Origin of the sequence: Streptomyces sp. NPDC088762 (genome assembly GCF_044750905.1) — a bacterium.
Lineage (GTDB): Bacteria > Actinomycetota > Actinomycetes > Streptomycetales > Streptomycetaceae > Streptomyces.
Map to the genome: position 1 here is coordinate 687274 of NZ_JBIVKT010000002.1, position 13991 is coordinate 701264.

Annotated in this window: 12 protein-coding genes; 8 read left to right on the forward strand and 4 right to left on the reverse strand. The window is 71.5% G+C overall.

Annotated elements, in window-relative coordinates:
• The first annotated feature begins 53 nt into the window (after positions 1 to 53).
• The 3 genes from ACIP5M_RS07950 to ACIP5M_RS07960 all read left to right on the forward strand — a co-directional run bounded on the left by ACIP5M_RS07950 (position 54) and on the right by ACIP5M_RS07960 (position 1310).
• Positions 54 to 224 carry a hypothetical protein gene (locus ACIP5M_RS07950; RefSeq protein ID WP_401193363.1) on the forward strand — a complete coding sequence of 57 codons (171 nt, stop codon included), beginning with the start codon at positions 54 to 56 and terminating at the stop codon, positions 222 to 224.
• 7 nt (positions 225 to 231) lie between these two features.
• A complete protein-coding gene (locus ACIP5M_RS07955; protein ID WP_401193366.1) occupies positions 232 to 738 on the forward strand; it encodes a DinB family protein in 507 nt (168 codons plus the stop codon).
• A 62-nt stretch (positions 739 to 800) separates the two neighbouring features.
• Positions 801 to 1310 carry a DinB family protein gene (locus ACIP5M_RS07960; protein ID WP_401193369.1) on the forward strand — a complete coding sequence of 170 codons (510 nt, stop codon included), beginning with the start codon at positions 801 to 803 and terminating at the stop codon, positions 1308 to 1310.
• Positions 1311 to 1376: 66 nt separating this feature from the next.
• Here ACIP5M_RS07960 and ACIP5M_RS07965 read toward each other — a convergent pair whose 3' ends face one another.
• Entirely contained in the window at positions 1377 to 2261 is an 885-nt protein-coding gene (locus ACIP5M_RS07965) for a PhzF family phenazine biosynthesis protein (RefSeq protein WP_401193372.1), read from the reverse strand.
• Between the two features lie 118 nt (positions 2262 to 2379).
• On the opposite strand from ACIP5M_RS07965, the gene ACIP5M_RS07970 reads away from it, so the two are divergent.
• From ACIP5M_RS07970 to ACIP5M_RS07980, 3 genes are all read left to right on the forward strand, one after another.
• Positions 2380 to 2643: a Kazal-type serine protease inhibitor family protein gene (locus ACIP5M_RS07970; protein ID WP_401193375.1), complete on the forward strand. Its 264-nt coding sequence runs from the start codon at positions 2380 to 2382 to the stop codon at positions 2641 to 2643.
• Positions 2644 to 2724: 81 nt separating this feature from the next.
• Complete coding sequence (locus ACIP5M_RS07975) at positions 2725 to 3294, forward strand: PadR family transcriptional regulator (protein WP_401193378.1); 570 nt, start codon at positions 2725 to 2727, stop codon at positions 3292 to 3294.
• Between the two features lie 116 nt (positions 3295 to 3410).
• Entirely contained in the window at positions 3411 to 5135 is a 1725-nt protein-coding gene (locus ACIP5M_RS07980) for an acyl-CoA dehydrogenase family protein (RefSeq protein WP_401193381.1), read from the forward strand.
• A 59-nt stretch (positions 5136 to 5194) separates the two neighbouring features.
• Here ACIP5M_RS07980 and ACIP5M_RS07985 read toward each other — a convergent pair whose 3' ends face one another.
• On the reverse strand, positions 5195 to 7681 hold the full coding sequence (locus ACIP5M_RS07985; RefSeq protein WP_401193384.1) for a SpoIIE family protein phosphatase: 2487 nt from the start codon (positions 7679 to 7681) through the stop codon (positions 5195 to 5197).
• Positions 7682 to 7941: 260 nt separating this feature from the next.
• On the opposite strand from ACIP5M_RS07985, the gene ACIP5M_RS07990 reads away from it, so the two are divergent.
• Positions 7942 to 9471, forward strand: coding sequence for a hypothetical protein (locus ACIP5M_RS07990; RefSeq protein ID WP_401193387.1), 1530 nt, complete (start codon positions 7942 to 7944; stop codon positions 9469 to 9471).
• Between the two features lie 15 nt (positions 9472 to 9486).
• Here the strand turns inward: ACIP5M_RS07990 and ACIP5M_RS07995 are convergent, their stop codons facing one another.
• Both ACIP5M_RS07995 and ACIP5M_RS08000 read right to left on the reverse strand, forming a co-directional pair.
• Positions 9487 to 10524, reverse strand: a complete 1038-nt coding sequence (locus tag ACIP5M_RS07995; RefSeq protein WP_401193389.1) for a PI-PLC domain-containing protein — start codon at positions 10522 to 10524, stop codon at positions 9487 to 9489.
• Positions 10525 to 10641: 117 nt separating this feature from the next.
• The gene (locus ACIP5M_RS08000; protein ID WP_401193392.1) at positions 10642 to 11736 is read right to left on the reverse strand and encodes a glutamate--cysteine ligase; all 1095 of its coding nucleotides are present in this window, start codon (positions 11734 to 11736) and stop codon (positions 10642 to 10644) included.
• A gap of 301 nt (positions 11737 to 12037) precedes the next feature.
• Here ACIP5M_RS08000 and ACIP5M_RS08005 point away from each other — a divergent pair, with 301 nt between their 5' ends.
• Entirely contained in the window at positions 12038 to 13819 is a 1782-nt protein-coding gene (locus ACIP5M_RS08005) for an N-acetylglutaminylglutamine amidotransferase (protein ID WP_401193395.1), read from the forward strand.
• Positions 13820 to 13991: the final 172 nt, after the last annotated feature.

Here is a 13991-nt window from a genome sequence, read left to right on the forward strand (position 1 = left end):
TCAGCTTCGCCCTCGTCGACGACCGCGGGGTGGCGCGGGGTCGGCTGGGAGGCTTGCACCTGCGCGAGGACAGCCCGTTCACCGGCTTCGACTTCACCGTGGTCGCCGACCCGCTGCGCGCCCGCGCCTTCCATCTCAACCGCTACGGCCTGCGCGCCGCGCGGTCGGGCGCTGGAGTCCACCCTTCGGACCGGGGTGTCTGCGGCACAGCACTTTTGCCATGATCGCCTGGTGGACGACGACCAGCGCACCCACCCCTCGAAGGTGGCCGACGACCGTGCGTCGCTCACCTCCTTCCTCGACTACCAGCGGGCCACCTTGGCCATGAAGTGCACGGGACTGACCGGCGAACAGCTGAAGCAGAAGGCGATCCCGACCTCAGGGCTCACGCTCCTCGGCCTGGTGCGCCACGCGGCATCCGTCGAGCGGAGTTGGTTCCGCTTCATCGTGAACGCCGAGGACGTCAAGGCACCTTGGCCCGGCGAGGTCGACGGCACGTTCGCCGAGTTCCACGTCGAGGACGCCGACGTGGGCGAGGCGTTCGCCGTCTGGCGCGAGGAATGCGCCCGTGCCCGCGCCGTCGCTTCTTCCTTCGCTTCCCTCGACGACACCGTCGACTTCCGCGGTGAGACCCTCTCGCTCCGCTACGTCCTCACCCACATGATCGAGGAGTACGCGCGTCACAACGGCCACGCGGACCTACTGCGCGAAGCGATCGACGGCGTGGTCGGCGAGTAGTGCCCCCTCCGTAACGGGTCACCGATAAGCGTCCCAGCATGGACGGTTGTTAACGTGCGTGCATGACGGATTGTGCGGAATGCGGTTTCGCGTACGACCTCGCTCTGGCTCCCAGGGTCTCGGCACTCGTCGAGGGCCATGCGCGCGCCTACGCGGACCTGCTGGGCGCCGAAGCGCCGGGGCTGCGGCGGCGCTCGGCGCCGCAGGTGTGGTCACCTCTCGAGTACGCCTGTCACATGCGCGACGTGCTGCTCGTCCAGCGGGAGCGGGTGCTGGCCGCACGGCGTCGTGATGTTCCGGTTGCCGAGTCGATGGGACGCGACGAGCGGGTCGAGCACGACGGATACTCCCAGCAGAAGCCTGCCGATGTCGCGCGCCAACTCCAGGACGCGGCCTTGCTGTTCAGCGGGGTTCTCGACCGGCTGTCTCCGTCCGACTGGGAGCGCACACTGATCTACGCCTATCCCGAGCCCGAGGAACGCTCCCTGCGCTGGGTCGCCGTGCACACCCTCCACGAGCTGCGCCACCACCTGCTCGACATGCGTCGCCAACTGGAACACGACGGCGGGTGAGTCCTACTCGGTTCCGGTTCCGGTTCCGGTTCCGTCGTCGGCAGTCGGCTGTCGGCTGTCGGCGGCCTACGGACCGGCCGGCAGGGACAGACGGACGACGCGTGAGACCTTCGCGGTGCCGCCCAGGTGGACCAGCGGTCCGGCCGGGGTGTGCCGAGTGGACGCGGTGATCGTGGAGGGACTGCCCAGGCCGTCGCCCATGTCGACGGCGATGTCGTGGATGCCGCGACCGGCCAGGTGCGCGGCGAGACAGGCGGTGCTGTTGGCGTTGGCGATGTCTTCCGTGACGCCGATCGAAGGCGCGAACATACGGGCCGCGGCGCGGCCGGCAGGCGTGGGCGGGGAGTAGACGTAGCAGCCCAGGAAGCCCAGACGGTCACAGGCGGCCCGGAGCCGCTCGTGGTCCGGGTCGAGGCCGGCGAGGGCGGAGTACGAACGCACGGGAACCAGCAACCGCGCCCGCCCCACCGAGGCGACGCGGACACCCGGGGCAAGCGTCGCGGAGGTGACGCCCAGTGCGGACAGGACGGCCTCGGTCTCGGCCCCCTCGGGCTCGCGCAGGCCGACGGGACCGGCCTCGAAGCGCGCACGGACCTGCGCCGCCTCGCGTACGGAGCAGCCGGCGAAGGCCCGCCCCGACGCGCGCAGGGTGGTCCGGTACTGATCACCCCCGGCGCGCTCGGCCAGGAACGCCAGCGCGGCGACGGTCCCGTGCCCGCACGCGGGCAGCTCTCCCTCAGCGGTGAAGAACCGGAGGGAAACGGCGGGCCCGCCGAGCCGGGACTCGTCCACCGCGACGAAGACGGCGTGGGAGGTTCCCGCCAGAACCGGCACACGACGGCGCTGGTCATCGGTCAACGGCACCTCGGCCAGCACCGCCGTAGGGCTACCGCCCTGGCCTCCGCGCATGCACGCGCGGACGATCGCCACCGGCAGGGTGCCCCTGCTCATCATCGGGCGGGACGCAGGTCGGAGTACACCACCCGGGCACCGTACCAACTGTGCCGTTCGGGTGGTTGCGTTGCCGTGGGCGCTGTGCGGACGGACCTTTGGTGGGATCTTGGCCGGTATGGATCGCACTCGCATGGTGTTCGCCCTCGCCCGTGTCGCCTTGGCGCCCGTCGTGGTGGCCGCGGCGGTGTCGGTAGCGGCCGGAACCGCCGCGGCCGATGGGCCCGCCCCGGGCCCGGTCGTCTGTCCGATGGAGTACCGCCCGGTGATCGGCAGCGACGGGAAGGTGTACGAGAACCCCTGTTTCGCGCAGGCGGCGGGGGTCGAAGTGCTCGGCGAGGTGCCTCCGGCACTGGACGCGCCCGGCGCACTGGGGAACTGAACGCCTGCTCATCGGGTGAGCCGCGTCTCACCTGACCGCTGCCGCTTGTCTATGCAACGAGTTGCATAGCAGGATCGCGGTATGGCGCTCGATCACGCGATCCTCGTCTCCCTACTGGAGCAGCCGGGCTCCGGCTATGAGCTGGCCCGCCGGTTCGAGCGGTCCATCGGATACTTCTGGACCGCTACCCACCAGCAGATCTACCGCGTCCTCAAGCGCATGGAGGCCGACGGCATGCTGGCGGTCCGCGACGTCCCGCAACAGGGCCGACCGGACAAGAAGGAGTACTCCGTCGCCGGCCCCGGCCGGGCCGCCCTCGCCCGGTGGCTCCACGAGCCGATCGAACCCGAGAGCCTGCGCCACGACCTCGCCGTGAAGATCCGTGGTGCGGCCTTCGACGATCCGGCCGAGCTGATCGGCGAGGTCGAGCGGCACCACCGGGCACACAGCGACCGCCTCGCGCGCTATCTCACCGGCGAACTGCGCGACTTCACCGGGCCCGACGCGCCCGCACCGCTCGACGTCGGTCAGGAGCTCCAGCACGTCGTGCTGCGGGGCGGCATCGCGTACGAGCGGATGACGATCGCCTGGCTCGACGACGTCCTCGAAACCCTCCGCCGGCTGGGCGCCACTCCGCCCGCGACCGCCTGAACCGCACCGCACCACGAGGGCGCCGCACCGCACCACGCGGCAGCGCCCTCTCCTCCCACGCGTCCGTCCGACCTCCCACTCCAGTCCCCACCCCACCCCTCGGAAGGTGTACAGCCATGTCCGACCCTCTGCTGTTCAACCCGCACACGTACGACCCGGCCCACTTCGACCCGGAGACCCGCAGGCTGCTGCGCGCCACCGTCGACTGGTTCGAGGACCGCGGCAAGCGCAAGCTCATCGAGGACTACCGCTCCCGTGCCTGGCTGGCCGACTTCCTCGCCTTCTCCGCGAAGGAAGGACTCTTCGCGACGTTCCTGACCCCGGCCCCCGCCGCCGGCCAGGACGAGCCGGACAAGCGCTGGGACACCGCACGGATCGCGGCGCTCAACGAGATCTTCGGCTTCTACGGACTCGACTACTGGTACGCGTGGCAGGTCACCGTCCTCGGTCTCGGCCCGGTCTGGCAGAGCGACAATCCCGCCGCCCGCGCCCGCGCCGCCGAACTCCTCGCCGAGGGCGAGGTGTTCGCCTTCGGTCTGTCCGAGAAGACCCACGGCGCGGACATCTACTCCACCGACATGCTGCTGGAGCCCGACGGTGAGGGCGGTTTCCGCGCGAGCGGGTCCAAGTACTACATCGGCAACGGCAACGCCGCCGGTCTCGTCTCCGTCTTCGGCCGCCGCACCGACGTCGAGGGCCCCGACGGCTACGTCTTCTTCGCCGCCGACAGCCGCCACCCGGCCTACCAGCTCGTGAAGAACGTCGTGGACTCCTCCAAGTACGTCAGCGAGTTCCGCCTGAACGACTACCCGGTCCTCGCCGAAGACGTACTGCACACCGGCCGCGCCGCCTTCGACGCGGCCCTGAACACCGTCAACGTGGGCAAGTTCAACCTCTGCACCGCCTCCATCGGCATCTGCGAGCACGCGATGTACGAGGCCGTCACGCACGCCCACAACCGGATCCTCTACGGCCGCCCCGTCACCGCCTTCCCGCACGTGCGCCGAGAGCTGGCCGACGCGTACGTCCGTCTCGTCGGGATGAAGCTGTTCAGCGACCGCGCGGTCGACTACTTCCGCTCCGCCGGACCCGACGACCGCCGGTACCTGCTCTTCAACCCGATGACCAAGATGAAGGTCACCACGGAGGGCGAGAAGGTCATCGACCTCATGTGGGACGTCATCGCGGCCAAGGGCTTCGAGAAGGACACCTACTTCGCCCAGGCCGCCGTCGAGATCCGCAGTCTGCCGAAGCTGGAGGGCACGGTCCACGTCAACCTCGCGCTGATCCTCAAGTTCATGCGCAACCACCTGCTGGAGCCGGCCGAGTACGCGCCCGTGCCGACCCGTCTCGACGCGGCCGATGACGACTTCCTGTTCCGCCAGGGACCGGCCCGCGGCCTCGGCTCCGTACGGTTCCACGACTGGCGCCCGGCCTACGACGCCTACGCCGCCGTGCCGAACGTCGCCCGCTTCCGCGAGCAGGCCGACGCCCTGTGCGAGTTCGTCGCCACCGTCGCCCCCGACGAGGAGCAGAGCCGAGACCTCGACTTCCTCCTCTCCGTCGGTCAGCTGTTCGCCCTGGTCGTGCACGGTCAGCTGATACTGGAGCAGGCCCGCCTGACGGACCTGGACGAGTCCGTCCTCGACGAACTCTTCTCCGTGCTCGTACGCGACTTCTCCGGACACGCCGTCGAGCTGTACGGCAAGGACTCCGCCACCGCGGCGCAGCAGGACTGGGCGCTCGCCGCGGTCCGGCGCCCCGTCGTCGACGAAGCACGCGCGGCGCGCGTCTGGGCACGCGTCGAGGCGCTGGCGGGGGCGTACGAGATGGCGCCGTAACAGGGCGGCCCTGCGGGCGGCGTCCACGGCTCAGCCATGGAGGCCACCCGCAGGGCCCGTCACGCCGGGGGGAGGTTCTGTTCGGACCAGACGGTCTTTCCTCCCCTGGTGTAGCGGCTGCCCCAGCGGTGCGAGAGCTGGGCGACGATGTACAGGCCGCGTCCGCCTTCCTCGGAGCTCCTGGCCCGCCGCATCCTCGGCTGGGTGTTGCTGGAGTCCCCGACTTCGCAGGTCAGGGTGTCCGCCCGGATCAGCCGGAGCCGGACCGGGCCACCGGCGTGGCGAATGGCGTTGGTGACCAGCTCGCTGACGATGAGCTCCGTGCTGAAGGCGAGCTCGTCGAGGTCCCAGGCGGTCAGCTGGTCCAGGATGAGGTGACGCGCGTCCGCGACGATCGCCGGGTCGGCGTCGAGCCGCCATGTCGCGATGGAGTCCGGGTCCACCACCCGGGTACGGGCCAGCAGGACGGTCACGTCGTCCTTCAGCCTGCCCGGCGGCAGCCCTTCCACGATGTCGTGCCGGGCCTGACGCAGTGGCCGGCCGAGTACGTCCGCGCGCAGCAGGCGGTCCGCCAGGTCGCGCATGCCCTGGTCGATGTCCCCCTCTCCACGCTCGATCAGGCCGTCGGTGTACAGGGCGAGGACGCTCCCGGGCGGCAGATCGCGTTCGACCGGCTCGAAGGGCCAGCCGCCGACCCCCAGCGGGGGGCCGGGGCTCAGTTCGACGTACTCCAGGCTGCCGTCGGGGCTGACCACGGCCGGCGGCGGGTGTCCGGCGCTCGCCATGACGCAGTTCCGGGTGACCGGGTCGTAGACGGCGTACAGGCAGGTGGCCCAGGCGGGTCCGCCGCGCACCGGGGTGCCCGCGTCACCGTCTTCCGAGTCGTCGCTCTCGGCCTCGGCGCCGACCTGGAGGACCATGTCGTCCACGTGCGCCAGCAGTTCCTCGGGTTCCAGGTCCAGGTCCGCCATCGCCCGTACGGCGCTGCGCAGGCGTCCCATCAGGGCCGTGGCGTGCAACCCGTGACCGGCGACATCGCCGACCACCAGGGCGACACGGGCCGACGACAGGGGGATGACGTCGAACCAGTCACCGCCCACTCCGCTGTCCGCGTCGGCGGGCAGGTACAGACCGGCGGCTTCCAGTGCGGGCGATTCGGAGGTGGCCGGCGGCAGGAGGCTGCGCTGCAGGCCCACAGCGGTGCGGCGTTCCTTGGTGTACCGCCGCGCGTTGTCCACGGCGACCGCCGCCCGGGCGGCGATCTCCTCCAGAAGTGCCAGGTCGTCCCGGTCCAGTGGGGGAGCGTCCCCGGTGCGCCAGAGCGTCAGCCGTCCGAACCTGATGTTCCGTGCGCACAACGGCGCCGTCATCGCCGAATGCGCACCCGGGACAGCGGTGGCCCACCCGGGGACCGCCTCGCCCCCGGACTCCGTGGCCCGGGTTCCGAGGCCGGTGACCAGCTCTCCCCGGCACTCCCGCGCCGCCGGCGCGGCCGGTTCGGGCACCTCCGCCCCGGGCACGGCCGGGTACGCAACGGACGGGGGGAGAGGAGCCGTGAAGTGGGCCGTCCCCGTGCGCAGCACGTCTGCGTCCGCTCCGGCGACCGCCATCCGGATCAGGGGCAGCGGAAGGTGCCCGTCAGCGGGCGGTTCACCGCCGGTCAGGAGGGTCTCCGCGAGATCCACCGCGGCGCAGTCGCCGAACCCGGGCGCCAGGACCTTGACCAGGTCCTCGACGGCTCGCAGGACGGACAGCGAACCGCCCAGCGCTTCCGTCGCGCGGTACAGCAGGTCCAGACGCCCACGCGCCCGCTCGTGGTCGGTGACGTCCGTGAACACCGTCGCCACACCCATCGGACGTCCGTCGGATTCCTGCAGCCGGAACGCCTGGATGGTCACGACCCGGCCGCCCCTCGGGTCGTCCAGGGTGCGTGCGGTCGCGTTGAAACCGATCAGGGGGTTCCCGCTGTGCAGGACCTCCCGCAGCCGGTCGTCGATGATCCGCGCGTCCTCGGCCCACAGGAAGTCGGCCAGGCGCCGGCCGCTCAGATCGACGGGCACCCCGGTATACGGCAACAGGTGCGTGTTCGTCCGCAGCAGGCGCAGGTCCACATCGAAGACGGCCAGACCCACCCGGCCCTGCAGGAACAGTTCCTGCGTGAAGGCGTGGTCCTGCCGCCATTGGGCGACCAGTTCCAGAGGAGCGCCGAGTACGAGGCAGCGGGCGGGGTGCCCCTGCGCGCCGTCGTTCAGCGGGACGACGCGAAAGCCGATCTCCAGGTCGCGTCCCGAGCCGTGCCGCAGTGTGGCCCGGCCTTCCCACCCCTCCTGCTCCCCCTTCCTGCCGCGAGCCAGAACCGCCTGCCAGCTGCTCGCGTCCGCCAGGAGGTCCCGTGCCGGTCGGCCGCACACCTCTGCGGACCGGCGCCCCAGGAGGGCTTCGGCCGCGGGTGTCCAGGCGACGACGGTCCCGGCCTCGTCCAGCACGGCCGCGGCCGTGTTCGTGACAGCGAAGGGATAGTCCTGGTTGCTCTGACTGGCGCGCATGCGTGCCCATCTCGTCCGCGGATCCCGCTGTCCTCATGCTGGTCGATCTCCGGAGCGAGGGCCAGAGACGCTGCGCCATCCGGGCCCCGCCTGCACGGGCCCGAGCAGGCGCCGCCCGGCCTGCCGGCGTGCGCGCGGTCCGGCCGATCGTGCGCGCCAGGCCAAGGGCGGCCCCGGGAAAACGGCGTAACCCGGTGACGTGGTCGGGTCCGGGGTACAGAATCGAGCGAGCAGGGACGGGCCGATGAGCGGGGGGCGCCATGAATCGGGCACTGCGGGTGGGTCTCGCCGTTCTGCCGGCGGGGTTCGTGCTGTGGTACGCGTCGTACTACACGACCATCGCGGTCTGGGAATTGCGCAAGCTCTTCGCCTGGTTCGCCCTGCCCGTCCTGGCTTCGGTGGCCACCGCACTCGTATGGCTGGTGGTCCGCTGGTGGCAGCGGCGCGCGGGGCGCGGCGCCGGCACGGGAGACGCGGCCGTCGCCCTCGGGTGCCTGGGCGCGGTCCTCGGCCTGGGCCTCACCGTCTGCTGGCTGGTGTACGGCTCGTACCTTCAGGACCGGGCGTACATGGCGAACGCGCACATCGTGACCGAACCCGTACCGGCGCTGACGGCCCGGGCGCCCTACGTGGTCGGCAAGGCACAGGCCGCCCCGCACCTGGGCGATGTCACCGGCGAGATCTCCGACATCACCTACCTGCCCGACGCGGACAGGTTCGCCACCTTGGTGGAGCGGCGCGGCTGGCTGGCCGGGTACGAGGTCGGGCTCGTACAGGACATCCCGCTCGGCGGCGAGAGCCGCAGCCAGGAGCGCTGCCCGTTCGACGTGTCCGTCGCGGACGCGCGGATCGGCGGCTGGTTCACCCACAATCTCGGCAGGAAGATCTCGGCCGAGCAGCGCTGGGTCCGCTTCGAGGCCGAGGACGCCTACGTGACCTGCTCGGGCGGCGAGCCGGTCGTGGTCGTCCCGCTCAAGCGCCAGACCGGAATCCTCGTCGTCACCGAACGCCCCGCCGGTGTCGCGCTCTACAACGGGCGCACCGGCAAGCTCACCCTCACCCGTGACACCTCCGCCGTTCCCGGTCCCTCCTATCCGCTCAGCCTCGCGGCCCGCCAGCGGGAGGGAACGGCCGCCGTGGGCGGGTTCGGCGACTGGTGGTTCGAGCGCAGCGGCTGGGACGCCTCGCAGGACGGCGCCAACGAGGGCAACGAGTCCGAGTTCACCCTGCGCTACCGGGAGGAGGCCGGCCGCAGCGCGTACGTCACCCCCCTCACACCGCAGGGGGAGGCCAGTTCGGTCGTGGCCGTGTCGACGGTGCCCACCCGCCACGAGGGCGGAGGGCTCGCGCCGATGACCGTCCACCGCCTCGCTCCGGCGTGGTCCTCCCCGAAGGCGCTGGTCGCCCTGATCAAGGCCGAGTACCGGGACGTCTGCTGCTACAACGACGACCAGGTGTTCGAGGTCGTCCCCACCGGTGGCAGTACGTGGACGGCCACCGTCGGCAGCGAGCAGAACATCCGGTACCGGGTGGAGGGGCAGGGCCAGGTGGGCGGCCGCGAGGCGACCTGCCTCAAGGCCGCCGACGGAGCGCTCATCCGGTGCGGGTACGCGGCTCCCGGCTCGCCCGAGGAACAGGAGCTCAAACGCCGGGAGCAGCAGAAACAGCAGGAGGAGGGCGCGAAGAACCCGGGGGATCCGGGCGACCTCACGGGGTACACCAACGAGCAACTGGCCGAGCTGCAGCGCCGTATGAGCGAGGAGATAGGCCGCCGTCTGAAGGCCGGATAGCCGGGCGGCCCGCCTTCACGGGCTCGCGTTGAGTTCGGCGACGATCGAGGCGGGGGTGTGGCCGCTGCCGTCCGACAGGCGGTGGAAGTCGACGGAGACGTAGTTCGGCTCGCGGCCGCCGGCGGCGGTCCGGCACTGCTCGGCGATGCGGCCGCGCAGTTTGGCCCCGTTGTCCAGGGCGGCCGTGAGGACGGTGGGTACGTTGCGGTGGTGGCTCATCGTGAACAGCCGGCGGAACCCGGGTTCCTGACGGTCCAGCGGCACGTCGGGCCAGCGGGTGACGCAGGCGAGGTCGTTGCCCAGGTCGCCGAGGCTCCAGTAGTTGCTCACCGTCCAGGACTTGTCGTACATGACGCCCAGGTGCTCGCGGTCGGAGCGGTCCGAGAAGACGAGCAGGCGCTTCCCGGCGGTGACCAGGTCGGCCATCTTCGGCCATCCGTGCTGACGTACGCCCCACTCGTCGGGCCGGAACAGCATCTCCTTCAGCCCTCCGACCCTGCCGAGGGAGTTCCCCAGCTGCTCGGCACTGACGTAGTCCTCCAGGAAGACGGTCACGACCTCCTCGGGATGGGCGGCGAGAAAGTCCACCACGGTCTGCATGGTGCCGTGGAAGGACTGCCTCGGCAGGGCGTACGTCGCCCCGGCGAAGGTCTTGCAGTCGCCGTGGCACAGGTACACGTCGCTGGGGTAGCAGTCGCTGCCGAAGCTGATCACGCACAGCCAGGTGCTGTGCTCGTACCAGTGCGTGTCCAGGCTCAGGCCGCGGACGCCGTTGTCGAGCTGGGCGCGTACCGACTCGGCCTGGTTGACCGAACTCCAGCGGGAGTCCTCGTAGTTGGTGAAGGCGTTGTGGGTGGTCAGAAAGGCGACCTCGTCGAGGCGGCGGTCGCCCCAGCGTGCGGAGGCGGCGGCGGTGGCCGTGGCGCGCGCATCGGTGCGGGGTGTTGCCGAGGCGGCGGCGCCCTGCGCGCCCAGGAGGGCCGGCAGGAGGAGGCACACGAGGGAGAGCAGGCGGAGTGTACGCCACGGACCCTTCATGCTCATGTCAATCATGGGGGAGAGGTTAGCGCGGGAGGCGGCCATCGGTCCCCCCTGCGGACGCTCCCGGCCGGGATCCGGTCCCCATGAGCCGGCGGCAGCCGCGGGTGGTCAGGCCCCCGCCAGGGCGGGTCAGGGAGCGGTGCTCCGGCTCGTGATCAGCTCGATCAGCGCGGGCAGGCCGCCCTCGGTCATCGCCCGGCGCTGGCGGTCCGCCGGCACCCCGTCGCGGAGCAGCCGGTGGACGAGGGAGGTCACCACGCGGCTGTCGCCCGCTTCCTCCAGCGCGGGCCGGACGTGGCGCATGAGCCGGGCCACCGCGTCGCGGCCGCTCTGGCGTCCTCCTTCGCAGCCCACCAGCTGGCTTCCCACGCCGTACCGGGCAGCCTGCCAGGTCGCGGCCTGCAGCAGTTCGTGGTGGCATTCGGGCAGTGGCGCTCCGGCCTTCGCGTCCTTGACGGCCGTGGCGACCAGCGCCCGTACGATGCCCGCGAACATCACCGCGTCGTCGGCCCGCAGCTGGACGTCGGCGCACCTGATCTCGACCGTCGGGTACTTCTCCGACAGCCTCGCTTGCCAGTACAGCTGCCCGGTGTCCGAGATGACGCCCGAATCGACGAGTGCGGCCGCGCGCCGGTCGTAGTCCGCGACACCGTCGAAGACCGGCGTGGGGCCGCTGACCGGCCAGCGCCCGAAGACGACGGTGCGCCAGCTCGCGAAGCCGGTGTCGGTCCCCTCCCAGAGCGGAGAGTTCGCGGACATCGCCAACAGAGTGGGGAGCCAGACCCGGATCCGGTTGAGCACCTCGGCGCCCATGTCCCGGTCCGGGACCCCCGCGTGCACGTGCATGCCGTTGATCAGCTGCTCGTCCACCAGGCGGCGGGCCTGGCTGCGCATCGCCAAGTAGCGCGTCTTGGGCGTGACGGGTACCGGTGCCGCGGTCTTGACCGGAGCGGCCCCCGACAGGGCTGCCCGGCAGCCGCTCTGCTCGGCGGCGGAGCCGATGGCGTGCCGCAGGCGCAGCAGGTGGCCCCCGATCTCCCCGAGCTCCGTACAGACCGGAGTGGCGATCTCGACCTGCGCCTGGAGGAGCTCGGACTGGACGTCGTCCTCCTGGCTGACCGGATCGAGACCCGCGGCCGTGCGCACCGCGTCCGCCCGGGGAACCGGGAGCCCGGTGTCCGGATCCACCAGCAGATACTCTTCCTCGACGCCGAGAGTGATCACCCGGCCGAGTATCCCACCGATGCCGGGTGAGGGAGCCGCGGCTCTCTCCAGGCGTGGCGGCCGAACGGTGGACGGCCCACTCCTCCGCTGGAGAGGCAGAGATCGATCCCACGCTTAAGCGGCGCGTGGGCGGGCAGTCGCCGAGTATGTCGATCATCTGCTCGTCCCGGGTGGCGCTCGCCGCGGGCCGTGGCGGGCGGCGCCCGGGCGTGAACGTCCAGGGTGGAGGAGGCCGGGGCCTGCGTCGGACAGGCGCCCGCCGCGTGGTGGCCCCGTGGCGGGGCCGACCGGGAGGTGCCGCATGTGTGGCTTGAGCGGAGAAGTGCGTTTCGACGGTGGACGGCCGGACGTGGCCGCGGTCGAGCGTATGACCGATGAACTGGAGCCACGGGGACCGGACGGCAGAGGGGTGTGGTCACAGGGGGCGGTGGCGCTCGGCCACCGGCGGTTGAAGATCATCGACCTGTCGGAGAACGGCGCCCAGCCGATGACCGACGCACAGCTCGGCATCACGGCCGTCTTCAACGGCTGCATCTACAACCACCGGGAGCTCCGCCGGCGGCTCGAAGGGCTGGGGCACCGGTTCTTCTCCGACTCCGACACCGAAGTACTCCTCAAGGCGTACCGGCAGTGGGGCCACGCATGCGTGGAGTTCTGCGCCGGAATGTTCGCCTTCGCCGTGGTGGAGCACCACACCGGACGGGTGGTGCTGGGCCGTGACCGGCTCGGTGTCAAGCCGCTGTACCTCGCCCAGGACGGCGACCGTCTCCGCTTCGCGTCGTCCCTGCCCGCCCTGCTGGCGGGCGGCGGCGTCGACACGTCCCTCGACCCGGTGGCGCTCCACCAGTACCTGAGCTGGCACGGCACCGTGGCCGCTCCCCGGACGGTACTGTCCGGCGTACGCAAGCTGCCGCAGGCGACCGTCCGCGTCGTCGAGAGGGACGGCACGTACCGCGACCACTGCTACTGGCAGCCGTCGTACACCCGGCCCGCGGAATTCCGGCGCGACCCGGCGCAATGGCGGGAGGCCGTGCACGCCGCCCTGCGCACGGCCGTCCGGCGCCGCACGGTGGCGGACGTCCCCGTGGGTGTCCTGCTGTCCGGTGGGCTGGACTCCAGCCTGATCGTGGCGCTGCTCGCTGAGGAGTGCGACGGCGATCTGGCGACCTTCGCGATGGGTTTCGAGTCGGAGCACGGGGAGGAGGGGGACGAGTTCCGCTACTCGGACCTGGTCGCCCGGCAGTTCTCGACGGACCACCACCAGTTCATGATCCCTTCCGACCGGCTCCCCGCCGCGCTGGAGGAGGCGATCGGCGCCATGAGCGAGCCGATGGTCAGCCACGACGCCGTGGCGTTCCACCTGCTGTCGGAGCAGGTCGCCAAGGACGTCAAGGTGGTGCTGTGCGGGCAGGGCGCCGACGAGGTGTTCGCGGGCTACCACTGGTACCCCAAGATCGCAGCGGCCCCGAGGGCCGAGGCGCCGGACGCCTACGCCGAGGCCTACTTCGACCGCACGCACGAGGACGTGGCGGCCCTGCTGCATCCGGACGCGGCCCCTCGCCGCGACACCTCGCGGGAACTGGTACGCGACCACATGGCGGTCCCCGGCGCGCACACCTCTCTGGACGCCGCCCTGCGCCTGGACGTCCACATGTTCATGACCGACGACCCCGTCAAACGCGTCGACAACATGACGATGGCCTGGGGCCTGGAGGCGCGGGTGCCCTTCCTGGACCACGAACTCGTCGAGCTGGCCGCCGCCTGCCCGCCGGAACTCAAGCTGGCCCAGGGAGGCAAGGGGGTGCTCAAGGACATCGGCCGGCAGATCCTGCCCCGCACGGTCGTGGACCGCCCCAAGGGGTACTTCCCGGTGCCGGCGGTGCGGCACATGGCCGAGCCGGTCCTCACCCGGGTACGGGAGGCCCTGACGGCTCCCGAAGCACGCCGGCGGGACCTGTTCGACCAGCGCCGGGTGGCCGAGATGCTCGCGGACCCGGCCCGCCACCGCACGAAGCGCGGAGCCAGCACCCTGTGGCAGGTGGCCTCCCTGGAGATCTGGTTGCAGACGCACGGCATCACATGACCCTGAACGGTGAGAGTCCCCGGAAGCCCTCGAAGAGGCCCCCATGCCCCTGGATCGCTCCCAGCACAGCCACCGCTTCCGCCCCGGCCCGGCGCCGTCGGGCCGCACCCTGCGCCCCGGCCCCGGCGGGGCCCCCGCGGCGCCGCCCGCCACGAGTGCGGCGGACGCCCCG

Coding starts and splice junctions, on each gene's coding strand:
- ACIP5M_RS07970 (WP_401193375.1), top strand. CDS start 2,380: ATGGATCGCACTCGCATGGTGTTCGCCCTCGCCCGTGTCGCCTTGGCG.
- ACIP5M_RS07995 (WP_401193389.1), bottom strand. CDS start 10,524: ATGATTGACATGAGCATGAAGGGTCCGTGGCGTACACTCCGCCTGCTC.
- ACIP5M_RS07975 (WP_401193378.1), top strand. CDS start 2,725: ATGGCGCTCGATCACGCGATCCTCGTCTCCCTACTGGAGCAGCCGGGC.
- ACIP5M_RS07980 (WP_401193381.1), top strand. CDS start 3,411: ATGTCCGACCCTCTGCTGTTCAACCCGCACACGTACGACCCGGCCCAC.
- ACIP5M_RS07985 (WP_401193384.1), bottom strand. CDS start 7,681: ATGCGCGCCAGTCAGAGCAACCAGGACTATCCCTTCGCTGTCACGAAC.
- ACIP5M_RS07965 (WP_401193372.1), bottom strand. CDS start 2,261: ATGAGCAGGGGCACCCTGCCGGTGGCGATCGTCCGCGCGTGCATGCGC.
- ACIP5M_RS08005 (WP_401193395.1), top strand. CDS start 12,038: ATGTGTGGCTTGAGCGGAGAAGTGCGTTTCGACGGTGGACGGCCGGAC.
- ACIP5M_RS07960 (WP_401193369.1), top strand. CDS start 801: ATGACGGATTGTGCGGAATGCGGTTTCGCGTACGACCTCGCTCTGGCT.
- ACIP5M_RS07990 (WP_401193387.1), top strand. CDS start 7,942: ATGAATCGGGCACTGCGGGTGGGTCTCGCCGTTCTGCCGGCGGGGTTC.